Raw genomic sequence first — 13,090 nt, forward strand, 5'->3', positions numbered from 1 at the left:
GAAGGTTGGACTGTTTGTAACGGGGCGGCAATGGCAGACGGCAAGTGGATTTCGTACCTCAGGGTCTCAACCGATCGGCAGGGCAAAAGCGGCCTTGGCCTCGAAGCGCAGCGCGCGGCTGTGGCCGATTATCTCAACGGCGGCCAGTGGAAACTGATCAAGGAATTTGTCGAGGTGGAAAGCGGAAAGCGGGCCGATCGGCCACAGCTCGAGGCTGCACTGGCTGCCTGCCGGCTGCACGGCGCAAAGCTCGTCATTGCCAAGCTTGATCGCCTATCGCGCGATGCTCACTTCCTACTCGGATTGGACAAGGCCGGCGTCGATTTCGTTGCGGCCGATATGCCGAATGCCAACCGGCTCACGGTCGGAATCATGGCCATGGTGGCGGAGGAAGAGCGGCGCATGATCAGCGCCCGCACAAAGGCGGCATTGGCCGCCGCCAAGGCGCGCGGCACGAAGCTCGGCGGGCGTCGCCGGAAGGTGATCGGCATTAACGAACGTGGCCGGAAGATCTATGGCGAAGTGGTCCGCGGCTCTGCCGATGCCATCGCCAAGGCTCAGGCGGCGATACAGCAGCGTGCGGACGCCAGGGCGGCCGACATCGGCCCGACCGTGAGAGCGTTGCAGGCAGCCGGGGCAGCGAGCCTGCGTGCCATCGCAGCGGGGCTCAATGCTCAAGGCATCCCGACGGCGCGCGGGCAGGGCACATGGTCCGCCAACCAGGTCGCGCGCGTCCTCGAGCGGCTGCAGGAGACCGCATGACGCCCCAAGAGCAGCAATGGCATTGGGGCGAGGGCACCAAGTACGCGATCGAAGGCATGAAGGCGCTCTTGCTGCTGAACGGCGGGGCCGCAATTGCGCTGTTGACGTTCATCGGAAGCCACGCGCCAAGCGGCTCCAACAAAACTCTAATCGCCCAGGCAATCGGAAATTCGCTGATTTCATTTGGTGTGGGAACGGTGAGCGCCGCGACGACGTTTGTTGCAGGCTACCTGACGCAGCTATATTACGGGAACGGAAGCACCAGCACGGCCATTCGATGGCACCAGCTAACCTATGTGCTGGTGATTGTCTGTGTGGCCGGTTTCATCGCCGGGGTTTATTTCGCCCGGAGTGCAGTGATCGCGAGCCTTTGACGTGGGCTGATTCGCCCGTGTGAAACCGCGACGGCGCGGCGAAGCGGCCTGAAACAGCCAGCGATCGGCACACGTCCGAAATTTATTTTCAGCTTCCCTCAACCCCGCTCAGCCTCGACCAACTCTGATTAGCCAATCGAGCCGCGCGCCAGCGGAGCGGTGCGCTCTTGCGTTAACACTTTGAGCCAGTTTCTTTGCTGAAACTCGGTTCAAACCTCGCGAAACCAGTGCGGCAACATCGAACAATGAGCGCGCAACCTCAACCAGCAACCCGTAACCTCGGTGGACGGCCGCCCGGCATCAACCGGAGGCGCAAAGAGCTGGTCGATGGCTACGTCACAGCCCTCGGCGGGCCTGATCGCGTCACACCGCTGCAGATGGTGGAGATCGAGCGCGCCGCGGGGCTGACACTTCTCGCCCAGGAGATGCGCGCAAAGGCACTCCGGGGCGAGGATGTAGCGATTACCGACCTTACGCGCTTGGAGGGCACTCTCGACCGCGCCACCCGCCGCTTGGGCCTCAACATCGGCGCCGCCGCCCATCGCGAACCCGTCGCCGATCTGCAGTCATACCTGGCCAATAAGGCCGCCGGCGGTGGTCCATGACGATCACCCTCGCTGCAGCCATGCGCGACGTGAACTTGCTCGGGGCGCCATTTCAGGCGCCTTCCTTTTGGACGTGGCATACGGTCGCGAAGGTGATCAGCGGCGAACCGCTTGACGAGCGAGAGGCCGCGCTATTCCGCGAATGCACCGGGCGAACGGAGCTCCCGAAGGGGCCGGTCAGCGATTTGACGCTGCTCGGCGGCCGGCGCACCGGCAAAGACCGGTTCATGTCCGCAACGGCGATTTTCCGCGCGGCATTGGCGGCGAAGTGGCAGGAGATCATGAGCGCGGGCGAAATGGCGACCGTGATCCTGCTCGGCGCCGACAAAAAACAGGCGAGGATCCTGCGGCGGTACTGCCAAGGCCTCCTCGAGGCTCCGATGATCAAGGCCTTGGTCTCGCGCGACACGGATGAGCAGATTGAATTTAAGAACGGCGCCGCCCTTGAGATCACGACAAACGACGCTGCACTTGTGCGCGGCCGAAGCGCGATCGCCGTGCTGGGTACAGAGGTTTGTTTTTGGCAGACGGACGCCGCGTCCTCCTCGAGCGACGAGGAGGTTGTCGCCGCAGCCGAGCCCGGCATGGCCATGATCCCCGATGGCGGATTGATGATTATGGCTTCCTCCGTCCACCGCAAGAAGGGCTACATGTACCGGCGGTGGAAAGAACTTCATGGTAACAACGAAGCCGAAGCCATCTGCTGGCTGGCACCAAGCCGCACGATGAATCCCGCCCTTCCTGAGAAGGTTGTGGCGAAGGCGATGAGCAAAGACCCCCAGCGGGCGGGAGCGGAATTCGGCTCCCAATGGCGCGACGACGTTTCCGATTTCATACCGCGTGAAGTCGTCGAGGCCGCGACAGACTTCGGTGTTCGAGAGCGAGCACCATTGCCTGACATGGACTATGTTGCCTTCACGGACGCCGCCGGCGGTACCGGAAAGGACGCTTTCAGCCTCGCCATCGCCCATCGTGAGCGGGACGGCACAGCCGTCCTTGACTTCCTCCGCGAGCGCAAGCCTCGCTTCATCCCTGCCGCGGTCGTCAAGGAATACGCCGCGATTTTGAAGCTCTACCGCATCACCTCGATCCGGGGTGATCGATACAGCGCCGGCTGGAACGCCGACGAATGGGCGCGCGCCGGCATCAAGTATGAAGCGAGCGAACTTACAAAGTCGGAGCTCTATCTCGCGGCGCTGCCGATGCTGCTTTCCGGCCAGGTCCGCCTTCTGGACAATCAAACTCTCCGCGATCAGTTCGTCGGCCTTGAGCGCCGCGTGCACTCTACCGGCCGCGAAAGCGTAGACGATAACGGCTCAGCATCCGCGAATGATGATTCCGCCAATGCCTGCGCTGGCGCGATCGTTCAGATATCCAGCGCTGCGGCGCCCCTCATCATCACTTCCGAATTCGCCGCGGAATTCGCGGCGCTGACGCGCAACATGAACTCACGTTCCAACCTCAACGCAATGAAAGGGCACTAACAATGTCGACATACGATCACGAAGGCCGCCGAAACGAAGACCGCGAAGGCCGCCGCAACTCCGCCAAGGATAACGAAGGCGGTTCGGGCCTCAAGGAGGTGATGGCACTCCTCATGGAAAAGCTCAGTGATGAAGAATTCAACGAATTCATGCAGAGGTTCGGCGGATATTTTGGTGCAAGCAAGGGTGCCTTGGGCGCCGACGATCCCGCCCCGTTCAGGGGCATGCAGCCCGGCGGCAAACGATTTGGCGAGGACGCGATGCGGGCAGCGATCGCCGACGCGCGGTCGACGTCTTACTCGAAATTCGAGGAACACCGGAAGAGCCTCGGGCTTCGCCGGATCCGCGTGCTTGGCTAACGCCACAGACGCCGGCGCCTGGCGTGACGCCGAAACTTTGAGGAGCAAGACCTATGGCACTTCTGCGCATGGCCACCAGCAAATCCGCGCCACCACCGCCACGCTCGCCGGAACGCGTCGCGCTCGCCGCGGCGATCGAGCGCCACACCGCTGCAGTGCGCGAACACGACGCCACCACGCGGGCGCTCGACGAAGCCAAAGCCCGCATCTACCACGACGGCAACCAGGCGGAGGCCGTCGAGAAGGCAAAAGCGGCCGTCGAGAATGCGAAAGCGAACGCCGCAAAGCACATGACCGAGAGCTTGCTTGGAAAGGCAGGCGAGGCGCCGGTCAGCATCCAGGAAGCCCGGCGCGCGCTGCAGGATGCAGAGGACGAATTAGAAGCCTTGAAGGCGGTGGAAGCCACGTTGCAAACACGTCTTACGGCTTGCACCAGCGAGCTCGACTGGGCGAAGCGTCACCTGCGGGACCGCGTCCGCGACGTTGTGAGCTCTGAGCCTGGCATTCGAAATCTGCTCACCAAATTCGAAGCTGCCAAGAAAGACTTAGAGCAGCGCCACCTCGATCTGCGGTGGTTCTCACGGCAGTTTATGATTCCTGATGAATTCAAGAACTGGGATCTCGAGGGCATTCGGCATGAGCCTCAACCCAACGCGCTGTCAGAGCTGACTGCGCCCTGGGCGGCGGCCCTCGAGCAGCTGGCCGTCGACGCCGACACGCCGTTGCCGGCGAGCTGATCAGAATGGAGCGCGTGTTTGGGAAAGCATTAGCGCTCCTGTCCTCGCGCTACGCATTGCGCGAGGCGCGACCTATTCGGCGAGTGGCGCGATACCAAGTAACCCCGAACGTCGGCGCGAGCGTACCGAAAATCTCGCGCTCGGTGGCCGACAAAGTTGGTGAAGGGCGGTGTCCATGACGACCTTCATCATTGCCCGCCGCCGCGGACGACGTAACGGCGGCGGGCAACTATCCAGTCCAACCGAAGGAAACCAACATGCGAATCTCAGTCGCCTGCTCAATCGCTATCGTCGCGTCGCTTCTGCAGTTTGCGCCGTGCATCGCCGCTGAACCTTGCGCGATCGGCGTCGCCGCGGTCGGCGCATGCCAGATTGGGCAGCATCCGAAGTCGGAGCGTCGCGCTGTTCATCCGCGCCATCGAGCGATGGAGAAGCGAAAGTGAAAAAACATCTCGCAATCTCGCTCGCGGCCGCGCTATGCGCGACACCGGCGCTCGCTCAGACGTCGCCGAACCTGACATTCGGCCAGGTCCTCACCCCCGCGCAGTGGAATTCGATTCTGGCCGGAAAACAGGACGTCCTCAGTTACAACCCGTTGAACGTCGCCGGCGGCGTGATGCTCGGTCGGCTGGTGACGGTGGCCCCGCCTTTCGGAACGACGGCTGGATTTAATCTTGCGCCGGGGACGACGCCGCCAAGCCCCGTCAATGGCGACATGTGGGTGACCGCGGCCGGCATCTTTGCTCAGGTCAACGGCGTGACGGTCGGGCCGCTCGGCGGCGCCTCGTCGGCCAGCTTTGCGGCAACGCAGCCACTAGCTGTTACGTTCCCGGGCGGCGTGACGACCTACGCGCTCAATTTCAATTCGTCGCTGTTGAAGGATGGCAGCAATAATCTCGGGATCAATCTCGCCAATCCGAACACCTGGACGGCGACGCAGACCTTTCCTGCCGCCAGCATTACGAACAGCGAGCTTGCTAATTCGTCGATCACCATCGGCAGCACCAACGTTGCTCTTGGCGGCACGGCGGCAACGATCGCCGGGCTGACGCTGACTGCACCGAACCTCGGCGCTGCGACCGCGACCACGATCAACAAGCTGACGATCACGCCACCGGCTACCGGATCGACACTGACGATCGCCGACGGAAAGACATATGTCGTCAACAATTCGATCACGCTTGCTGGCACCGACAACACGACATGGACCGGCGCCGGCGTAAATATGACGCTGGCCGCACTCAACATCGCCGATCAAGTATTGACCGGCGGAGCGAACGTCACGGCGCAATCGCAATCGACCGGCAACATCACGGTGGACTGCGGCTCACGGCCGATCCAGACCATCACCAACAACGGCGCCTACACGATCACGGCACCATCCAACGATGGTTTCTGCCTGCTCAAGGTCACGAACGGTGCTTCGGCTGGCGCCACAACATTCACGGGCTTTTCGGTCGGCACCAACACCGGGGACGGCCTGACCACCACGAACGGCAACAAGTTCGTTATCTCGATCATCCGTGCCGGTGGTGATTCAACATATTCTGTGAAGGCCCTCCAATGAGGCCAGCGATCATCCTGCGGAGTGCGGTTGCCGCCTGCCTGCTGCTTGGCGTCGTAGCCGCAAGGGCTCAAATCTTTGCCCCGCCCTATGTGAATTTTGCATCGGGAACGCCGCTGTCTTGCTCTGGCGGCACGCACACAGTAGTTAGCGGGCACGATGTCTATACATTCACGGCCAGCGGCACACTGACGTGCACGGGCAGCGGAACAGCGAACTATCTCGTCGTGGCGGGCGGGGGCGGGGGCGACATCAGCGGGGGTGGCGCTGGCGGTCTGTTGACTGGAGCCACTTTGCTATCCGCAGGCAGCTACGTGATTACGGTTGGCAACGGTGGATTGGGGGCGACGGCATCAAATAATGCTACGAGCGGAGGTAACTCATCACTCGGCGCGCTCGTCACTGCGGTAGGAGGTGGGCGCGGTATTAGTTCTATCGCATCTGTTAGCGGTGGTTCTGGCGGTGGTGGCTATAGTAGCGGTGGCGGTGCGGGCGCGGCAGGAACGGCGGGGCAGGGTAATGCTGGAGGCAACAGCGGCGCTTCACAAAATGCAGGCGGTGGCGGCGGCTGTGGGGCGGTCGGTAGTAATGGTGGCCCCGGAACAACAGGGACGGGCGGCAATGGTGGTGCGGGATGCTCATCATCGATTAGTGGTTCCGCCGTTACCTATGCAGGTGGTGGCGGTGGTGCTGCCAACACAACACCGGGCAGTGGCGGTTCTGGTGGGGGTGGTGCGGCTGGCGCGTCGTCTGGAACATCTGGCACGGCGAACACGGGTGGCGGCGGCGGCGGCATTTTTACAGCCTACGCGCCGAGCGGCGGCAATGGCGGCTCCGGCATCATCATCGCCAGGGTGAACTAACTAGTCCCTGATACGGCTCAGCGCGCGCCATATTGGGCCTGAACGTTTCCGGGCCCTTTGGTGCTCGTACCGTTCGATGAGCCGACGAATCGCCAGGCGTAACCGCTTCAGCAGATGGCTCACGACGTGTCCCCTTGCGCCGGGCCGAAAACGAATCAACGAAGAGCAAATGCCGGCGCGTTTCCCAGCGGGAACGCTTGCTCGGATCGATGCTGTTTTGGATTCAGAGACCAACGAAAAGCGGGCCGATCTGGTCCGCGAAGCGGTCGAGCGTGAGCTCAAGCGCCGCGAATCGAAGAAGCAGCGCAAGTAGCCGCTCAGGCCTGCAGCTGCGGACGGTCAAAGGATGAACCGTCGCTATTTGCCCTCGACCATTCGAACGACGCAGATTAGCTCCTGTTCCGCCGACAATCGGTTGTGCGGATAGTCGGAAGCGCAGAAAACTGGCGACACCCTTGCTTTGACGAGTTCGCGGATTCGCGCGCAATCCGTCTCCGAAAATCCTTTGCAATAGTCAGGTGTCGGCGGCGTCCGCTGCGTTCCGCATGCAATGTCGGCGAGCGCGCCGGCTGCCGACCGCGGCGGCGCGTAGAGAACCGGCCCGAGACCGCCAGTCTGGTCGCGATAGTGGCCGCGACAGTCGAACCATAGGACGCGGAGGTTTTCGGGATTGTATCCGGCGCCCTCGACAAAGTAGACAAAGGCGTCAGCAGTGCCGTTACTGTAGTGATTGATCGAATTTAGGTCGATCTTGTAGACCGCACCATTATCGGCCTCGACACTTCTCCAATTCCATTGATGGTCCAGCGCCGACGCAGTTGTGACCGTCATAAGAAGTGCCACCGCGGCCACCAACCAGCCAATAAATATTTTCATGAAATGCCCCAAAATAATCAGGGCATGATTCCGCAACCGGGGCGGGAGGGCAAGTATGCAGTGATGATACGCCGTCTGGCCTACCGACCGTCCTCGGTCATTTGCCTTTTACCTTCAGCCCGATCTCGACCAGGCGGCGGATTGCTTCCGGGCGGCCGGGCAAATCGGATTGTTGCCGGCGCCAATCGTCCAGTTGTTTCGCCATATGCGGTTGCACACGGACCAGGACGGGCTCTCCGGTGGCCGCGGCTCGTTTCTTTGGCGATTTCGTGATTGATTTGCTCATGAGGTCATGATATCACGAAATCAAGCCGGGGCAAGGGTGCAACCTCGCCGCCGGCTCTAACCCCGAGCAAGGATTTACCCCATGCCCAAGGCTACAGGCGTGTTTATCACGCAACGGACAGGCACGTCCGAATTTCTGATCACCGTTAACCGTCTGAGAATATCGCAGCTGCTACGCGATCCCTTCGTCGCGGCCGCTTTCAAGGCCACGGAAGAAGACGACGGGCTTGCGCCGGCCCTGGTCGAGGTCGACCGACCCAAGACCCTCGACGGCGGCGCCGCCGAGCACATTCTCGCGATGGCGGAGGTTTGAGTTATGAAGCGCCTTTCACAGCCCGCCAGCAAGCCGCTGGTCGACGTTTCGTCGCCGCTCCCTGAACAGCATGCCGGCGCCCTCAAAGCGCTGTCGCGCCTGCGCCGCGAGGCCTGTAGGCAAATCGCGAGGCTCGGTCGGTCGTCATCTTGTCCACAGCTTTCCACCGGACAAGATGAACCGGTCCAGCAATCAGACGTTTCTCCGAGCACTGACAAACACACCCGGAGAAATGTCATGGGCATAATGGGTTCGGCGGCGGCCACAACGGCCGGCGCCACTTTCTTGGCGTCGCAGTCTGCCGCAGCGTTTGCAGTCCAGAACTCGGGGCGCGCAGAGATCGACAAGCTTTATGAGGAACGTACGGCGCTCGCTGCTCGATCGCGCGAGTTGCATGCGCAATACGTCGCTGCCGACGCGAGTCTTCCCTGGTGGGCCCGGGCCGGTCACGAGTATCTACGCGGTGACGGCACATGGACAGGCGGCATTGTCGGCTGGCCGGCGATCGATGATGACCACAAGCCGGCGCATTACATCGTCCAGCTCCTGAAGCGGCCTTCGCCGTACACCATCCGCAGGGATTTCGAGCGCGATCTTCGATTTTTTGGCGAAAAACAACGGCCGGAAATTCGTGCGAAATATCGCCGGCGGATGCGCGAGCTGGTCGCGCGGCTTCGGTGTCAACGCGAGGAAGAGCGAAAGGCTGGGCTTCCCGAACTGGAAGCCCAGATCGATGCGATCAGTGATCGGATATTTGATCTCAATGACAGGATCGAAAACCTCGATGTGTCAGCTGCAGACATGCCGCAGAAGGTTGCGGCCGTGCATATGATCACGCAATATCGGCATTTCCTGGCACGGCAACCCATCGGCGACATCGCCGTGCTTATGGTGCTGCGGCCGATGCTGACGGGGTTGATCCGCGAGCATGCCGATTTCGCCGCCAAGGATTGGGAAGCGCCGATCTGCAGCATGCCCTTCTACTCGTCCTAAGATCCAGCACCAGCGCTGTACGAAGCCGCCGGGCCCCCGCTCGGCGGCTTTCGCGCGCGTAGGGCGGTGACAAAACCCCGCCGGTTCACGCCGGCGGCAAGCCGCTAGGGATTGTGGCGCGCGCCGGGGCTCAAACCGCACCGTTGCAATAGTCCGCCCAAGTCATCATCAGTTCGCGCCGCTTTGCCAGCGCAGTGCGGCGCCGATAGGCGATCTCGGTTTCGTCGCCCACGACGTGCGCAATCGCGGCTTCCGCCGTTTCCCATGCGGCCTCGGTTTCGTCACCCGCGTAATCCCGAAACGTCGACCGCATGCCATGCGTCGTTGCCGGTGTATCGGTGTGGCGCGCAATGCAATTCGCCAGGGTGACGTCAGATACCGGCCGGAACGGCAATTGCGCCAGTGCGAGCGGCGTGAGCGGCACAAAGTGCGGTCGGTCGCCCTTCATGCGGATCGCGGGGACAGTCCACAGATCGCCCTTCACTTCGGCGGTCGGATCCATTTCGTAGGCCTCGTTAAAGCGACAGGCGGTTAAAATAATCCACCGCAACATGCGCGCTGCGTTACTCGTGTCGCTGGCCAACGATTTCCAGAATTTCGGCATCTCCTCATAGGGCAGGGCAGGATGGTGCTTCACGTCCGATTTCTTGCGTCGGGCAAGCACCTGGTCGAGATGACCGCGCCAAAGCGCCGGATTTTCGCCAGTGCGGAGCTTTTCGGCCTTGGCGGAATTTAGAATTGCTTCGATGCGACCGCGGACACGCCGAGCCGTTTCTTTTTTCTTGGTCCAAATCGGCCGCAGCACTTTCAGAACAGCCTCCGTGTCGACGTCAGCGACCGGCAAATGGCCAATATGCGGATGGGCATAGTCGCGCAGACTATTGCGCCATTGCTGGCGATGTTTGTTGTTTTTCCAGCCGGCTTCGCGACCGGAAATGAATCCATCGGCATAGACCTTGAACGTGACGGAGCGGGAGGCCTCCACCTTGGCCTCGGCGCGCTTGGCATTGCGATCCTCGATAGGGTCTTTGCCGTCGCGTATCAGGGCGCGGGTGTCCTGCGCCGCGTCGCGCGCCTGCGCCAATGTCACGTCGTCAGCAGGCCCCAAGCCCATGTATCGCTCTTTGCCAGTGACCGGCGACGTGAAGCGAAAAATCCAACTTCGGTTGCCGTTTTTGTCGACATCGAGCCGTAATCCGCCGCCGTCACTCAGCTTGTCACCGGGCTTCGAATTCTTCACCTGAAATGCGGTCAATGCCATTGAAGTGTCCGCCTAATCCCACGGGCCAACCCACGTCTGTAGCGTGGATGCTGGCACATTTCGGCGGACACCGGTAGACGCCGGAAGAAATAAAGCCCCGGTTTTCCGAGGCTTTAAAAACATCTATAGACGTGGGTGGATACGGGAGAACAATGTTCTGGCGGAAGGGGTGGGATTCGAACCCACGGTACCCTTGCGGGCACGCCGGTTTTCAAGACCGGTGCCTTAAACCACTCGGCCACCCTTCCGTCGCCGCGACATCAAGCACTTAGCTACCGCGAGATCAAGAACGGCCTGTGAACAAACCGAACTTGGACCAATCTTTGGACCAATCTCGCTTATTTTGACCCGAGAAAACCGGCCGCCAACGCTTCGATTGCATTCGACAGCGACGTGTCGGCATTTTTCGATCGGGTTCTCTTCGCGTAGTTGCGCAACACCACGGCAGGGTCATCGCCGATCCGCTGCGCCACGGTATGCACCGGGATGCCGGCATCAAGCAGCGCAGTCGCATGGATACCTCGCAGATCGTGAAATCTGGTCCTGCCGAAACCGAGCCGGCCGGCGCGCCTTGCAAACTCCTTTGAGAAATTGCGCGGGTTCCGAGGTGCTCTAAATTCGAACTCCTCGCCCTTCATCGGAACGTTGGGGAACATCAAGGTGCCGGGCGGCAGGCGGACCAGACCGAGATCAACATCGGCGCCGTCCGGGATACCGGCTTGGATGCGCTGGTGCTTCTCTCTCTCCGCAACCAACATCCTGACCGTGGCGTCGTCCAAGGAGATGGTCCGCAGCCCGCGTTTGGTCTTTGGCGGCTTGAGTCTGAGGCCGAACTTTTTCGTTTGTTCCCATGCCCGTTCGATCCGGAGAGTCCTCTTGGGCAAGGCCCTTGGTGGTCGGCTGCAGCTTGCCGTTCTTGTCGGTGTACCGCGAAGCTACCGCCGGAAGTGAAGGCCGCCGCCCTGACCGCCCTTACACCCGGATCACGCATGATTTTTCCCAAGCCAAGGCATGCTGAACAATTACCGAAAGATCATGCAGTTCCGGCTTCCAACCCAGCCTCACCAATTGGTCATTGCTGGCGATTATTGAGGCTGGATCGCCCGGCCGTCTAGGCGCTTGACGAACTTCGAAGTTAGTGCCCGCGACGCGCCTGACCGCCTCCACAACTTCTCGTACCGAGTAGCCCCGGCCATATCCGCAGTTAAGTGTTCGAGAAACTCCGTCGAGCCGCAGTTGATCGAGCGCGAGAAGGTGGGCGTACGCTAAATCGGAAACGTGTACATAATCTCGGACGCATGTCCCATCCGGCGTCGGGTAGTCATTGCCGAAGATATTCATGAAAGGCCGTCGACCAAGTGCAGTCTCGATTGCTACTTTAATCAGGTGCGTGGCATTGGCCGTAGATTGACCATGGCGGCCCTTTGGGTCGGCCCCCGCCACGTTGAAATATCTTAAGATTACATGCTTTTGACCATAAGCAGCGCTGACATCACGGATCATAAATTCGGACATTAACTTCGACATCCCGTACGGTGACAGCGGTGCCGGGACGGTTTCTTCATTCACCGTCGCTCTATTTGGATTACCATAGACAGCTGCCGTTGAAGAGAAAACGAAATATCTAACTTTTCCTTTCACTGCTGCCTCTAGTAAAGCCCGCGTCTTTGCGGTGTTGTTCAAATAATAAGCGAGCGGATCAGCTATCGACTCGGGTACGACTATTTTCGCTGCGAAATGCAAAATTGCATCAATCTTGTGCGCTTCAATAATTTGAAGCAATAGCGAAGTATCTCCAACGTCGCCGAAGATAAATGGTACTTCCGAAGGAATTGCGCTTCGACTGCCGGTAGACAGGTCGTCCAAGACAACCGGGGTCTCTCCGCGATCTAGAAACGCCAGAACCGCATGTCCGCCGATATAGCCTGCGCCGCCGGTAATAAGTACTGTCATTCAGGTCTCACTTTCGCCTGAGCGATACGAGAATGTCATCTGTTCGCTCTGCTCAAACCTTACTGCCGCTTTTTATCGAAACTCGCTCGAAGAAGAAATCGTGTTGTCGTTGCGATGCGCTTCGGGCCGTAGCCATCTAACGATCCCCAACGCGCCGCAATACGCGCAAGTTGTATGCTACGGGTCAGTCGGGCCTGCATAGCGGCTCTTGCCATAGCCTGGTCTTCCTCCGAAAGCCGACGTTCGCCCCGAGCAAGTCAACCTGCAGCTCGGGGCCCAGGGTGTGTGAAAGCGCTCTGTTTGCTGTGATTCGCGCGATAAGATTCGCCGACGACTTGCGGGGTATCTGATGAAGCGCGCTTTGTCGAAGGGTTGGATCGCGGGCAGAGCACAACTGTTTCCGGCATCGCTCGATGACTATGTGACCGACCCGGCGCCGCCCATCCGATTGCGCCGGTTTCGCGCCAGGATTCGCGCCTCGCAGGCGCGCAAACTTCTGGCGCAGTGCCAGTGTTGCACCAGCCAGACCGGCGGCAAGCAGCCTGAAGGCCCACAATGGAGAAAACAGCCGGCGGAGATGGCGGGAGTGCACGAGGCCGAACAACGACTTGCGGGCAAGACGGGCCAGACTTTGTGACTCGGATGTGCAGCCGCTTTTGGA

Annotated in this window: 17 protein-coding genes and 1 tRNA gene; 13 read left to right on the plus strand and 5 right to left on the minus strand. The window is 60.7% G+C overall.

The genetic code is table 11. From position 1 onward, the window contains the following. Positions 1 to 30 precede the first annotated feature (30 nt). The 10 genes from B5526_RS37050 to B5526_RS38280 all read left to right on the plus strand — a co-directional run bounded on the left by B5526_RS37050 (position 31) and on the right by B5526_RS38280 (position 7,061). Positions 31 to 762 (plus strand): recombinase family protein, encoded by a 732-nt coding sequence (locus B5526_RS37050; RefSeq protein ID WP_079544546.1) that lies wholly within the window; start codon positions 31 to 33, stop codon positions 760 to 762. Beyond that, entirely contained in the window at positions 759 to 1,136 is a 378-nt protein-coding gene (locus B5526_RS37055) for a hypothetical protein (protein ID WP_079544547.1), read from the plus strand. The genes B5526_RS37050 and B5526_RS37055 overlap by 4 nt, the downstream gene beginning before the upstream one ends. A 194-nt stretch (positions 1,137 to 1,330) precedes the next feature. Beyond that, on the plus strand, positions 1,331 to 1,741 hold the full coding sequence (locus B5526_RS38270) for a hypothetical protein (RefSeq protein WP_154071640.1): 411 nt from the start codon (positions 1,331 to 1,333) through the stop codon (positions 1,739 to 1,741). Then, entirely contained in the window at positions 1,738 to 3,225 is a 1,488-nt protein-coding gene (locus B5526_RS37065) for a hypothetical protein (RefSeq protein ID WP_079544549.1), read from the plus strand. Before B5526_RS38270 ends, B5526_RS37065 begins: the two co-directional genes overlap by 4 nt. A gap of 2 nt (positions 3,226 to 3,227) precedes the next feature. Beyond that, complete coding sequence (locus B5526_RS37070; RefSeq protein ID WP_079544550.1) at positions 3,228 to 3,584, plus strand: hypothetical protein; 357 nt, start codon at positions 3,228 to 3,230, stop codon at positions 3,582 to 3,584. A gap of 53 nt (positions 3,585 to 3,637) precedes the next feature. Then, complete coding sequence (locus B5526_RS37075; protein WP_079544551.1) at positions 3,638 to 4,321, plus strand: hypothetical protein; 684 nt, start codon at positions 3,638 to 3,640, stop codon at positions 4,319 to 4,321. Positions 4,322 to 4,496: 175 nt separating this feature from the next. Continuing rightward, on the plus strand, positions 4,497 to 4,652 hold the full coding sequence (locus tag B5526_RS38275) for a hypothetical protein (RefSeq protein ID WP_154071641.1): 156 nt from the start codon (positions 4,497 to 4,499) through the stop codon (positions 4,650 to 4,652). A gap of 108 nt (positions 4,653 to 4,760) precedes the next feature. Further along, positions 4,761 to 5,888: a hypothetical protein gene (locus B5526_RS37080; RefSeq protein WP_079544552.1), complete on the plus strand. Its 1,128-nt coding sequence runs from the start codon at positions 4,761 to 4,763 to the stop codon at positions 5,886 to 5,888. Beyond that, positions 5,885 to 6,748, plus strand: coding sequence for a glycine-rich domain-containing protein (locus tag B5526_RS39845; protein ID WP_433994612.1), 864 nt, complete (start codon positions 5,885 to 5,887; stop codon positions 6,746 to 6,748). The genes B5526_RS37080 and B5526_RS39845 overlap by 4 nt, the downstream gene beginning before the upstream one ends. A gap of 169 nt (positions 6,749 to 6,917) precedes the next feature. After that, positions 6,918 to 7,061 carry a hypothetical protein gene (locus B5526_RS38280; protein ID WP_154071642.1) on the plus strand — a complete coding sequence of 48 codons (144 nt, stop codon included), beginning with the start codon at positions 6,918 to 6,920 and terminating at the stop codon, positions 7,059 to 7,061. A 44-nt stretch (positions 7,062 to 7,105) separates the two neighbouring features. Here the strand turns inward: B5526_RS38280 and B5526_RS37090 are convergent, their stop codons facing one another. Next, positions 7,106 to 7,624 carry a hypothetical protein gene (locus tag B5526_RS37090; protein WP_079544553.1) on the minus strand — a complete coding sequence of 173 codons (519 nt, stop codon included), beginning with the start codon at positions 7,622 to 7,624 and terminating at the stop codon, positions 7,106 to 7,108. A gap of 367 nt (positions 7,625 to 7,991) precedes the next feature. Here B5526_RS37090 and B5526_RS37100 point away from each other — a divergent pair, with 367 nt between their 5' ends. Next, positions 7,992 to 8,222 (plus strand): hypothetical protein, encoded by a 231-nt coding sequence (locus B5526_RS37100; RefSeq protein WP_079544555.1) that lies wholly within the window; start codon positions 7,992 to 7,994, stop codon positions 8,220 to 8,222. Positions 8,223 to 8,459: 237 nt separating this feature from the next. Next, positions 8,460 to 9,215, plus strand: a complete 756-nt coding sequence (locus B5526_RS37105; RefSeq protein WP_154071643.1) for a hypothetical protein — start codon at positions 8,460 to 8,462, stop codon at positions 9,213 to 9,215. A gap of 130 nt (positions 9,216 to 9,345) precedes the next feature. On the opposite strand, the gene B5526_RS37110 is transcribed toward B5526_RS37105, so the two are convergent. The 4 genes from B5526_RS37110 to galE all read right to left on the minus strand — a co-directional run bounded on the left by B5526_RS37110 (position 9,346) and on the right by galE (position 12,429). Beyond that, a complete protein-coding gene (locus tag B5526_RS37110; RefSeq protein ID WP_079544557.1) occupies positions 9,346 to 10,476 on the minus strand; it encodes a tyrosine-type recombinase/integrase in 1,131 nt (376 codons plus the stop codon). A 158-nt stretch (positions 10,477 to 10,634) separates the two neighbouring features. Continuing rightward, a tRNA-Ser gene (locus B5526_RS37115) sits at positions 10,635 to 10,724 on the minus strand. Between the two features lie 90 nt (positions 10,725 to 10,814). Next, positions 10,815 to 11,255, minus strand: coding sequence for a tyrosine-type recombinase/integrase (locus tag B5526_RS37120; protein ID WP_154071644.1), 441 nt, complete (start codon positions 11,253 to 11,255; stop codon positions 10,815 to 10,817). A 193-nt stretch (positions 11,256 to 11,448) separates the two neighbouring features. Further along, positions 11,449 to 12,429, minus strand: coding sequence for a UDP-glucose 4-epimerase GalE (galE, locus tag B5526_RS37125; protein WP_079544559.1), 981 nt, complete (start codon positions 12,427 to 12,429; stop codon positions 11,449 to 11,451). Positions 12,430 to 12,778: 349 nt separating this feature from the next. On the opposite strand from galE, the gene B5526_RS37130 reads away from it, so the two are divergent. Further along, positions 12,779 to 13,066, plus strand: coding sequence for a hypothetical protein (locus B5526_RS37130; protein ID WP_079544560.1), 288 nt, complete (start codon positions 12,779 to 12,781; stop codon positions 13,064 to 13,066). The last annotated feature ends 24 nt before the right edge of the window (positions 13,067 to 13,090 follow it).

The organism is Bradyrhizobium lablabi, from assembly GCF_900141755.1.
Taxonomy (GTDB): domain Bacteria; phylum Pseudomonadota; class Alphaproteobacteria; order Rhizobiales; family Xanthobacteraceae; genus Bradyrhizobium; species Bradyrhizobium lablabi_A.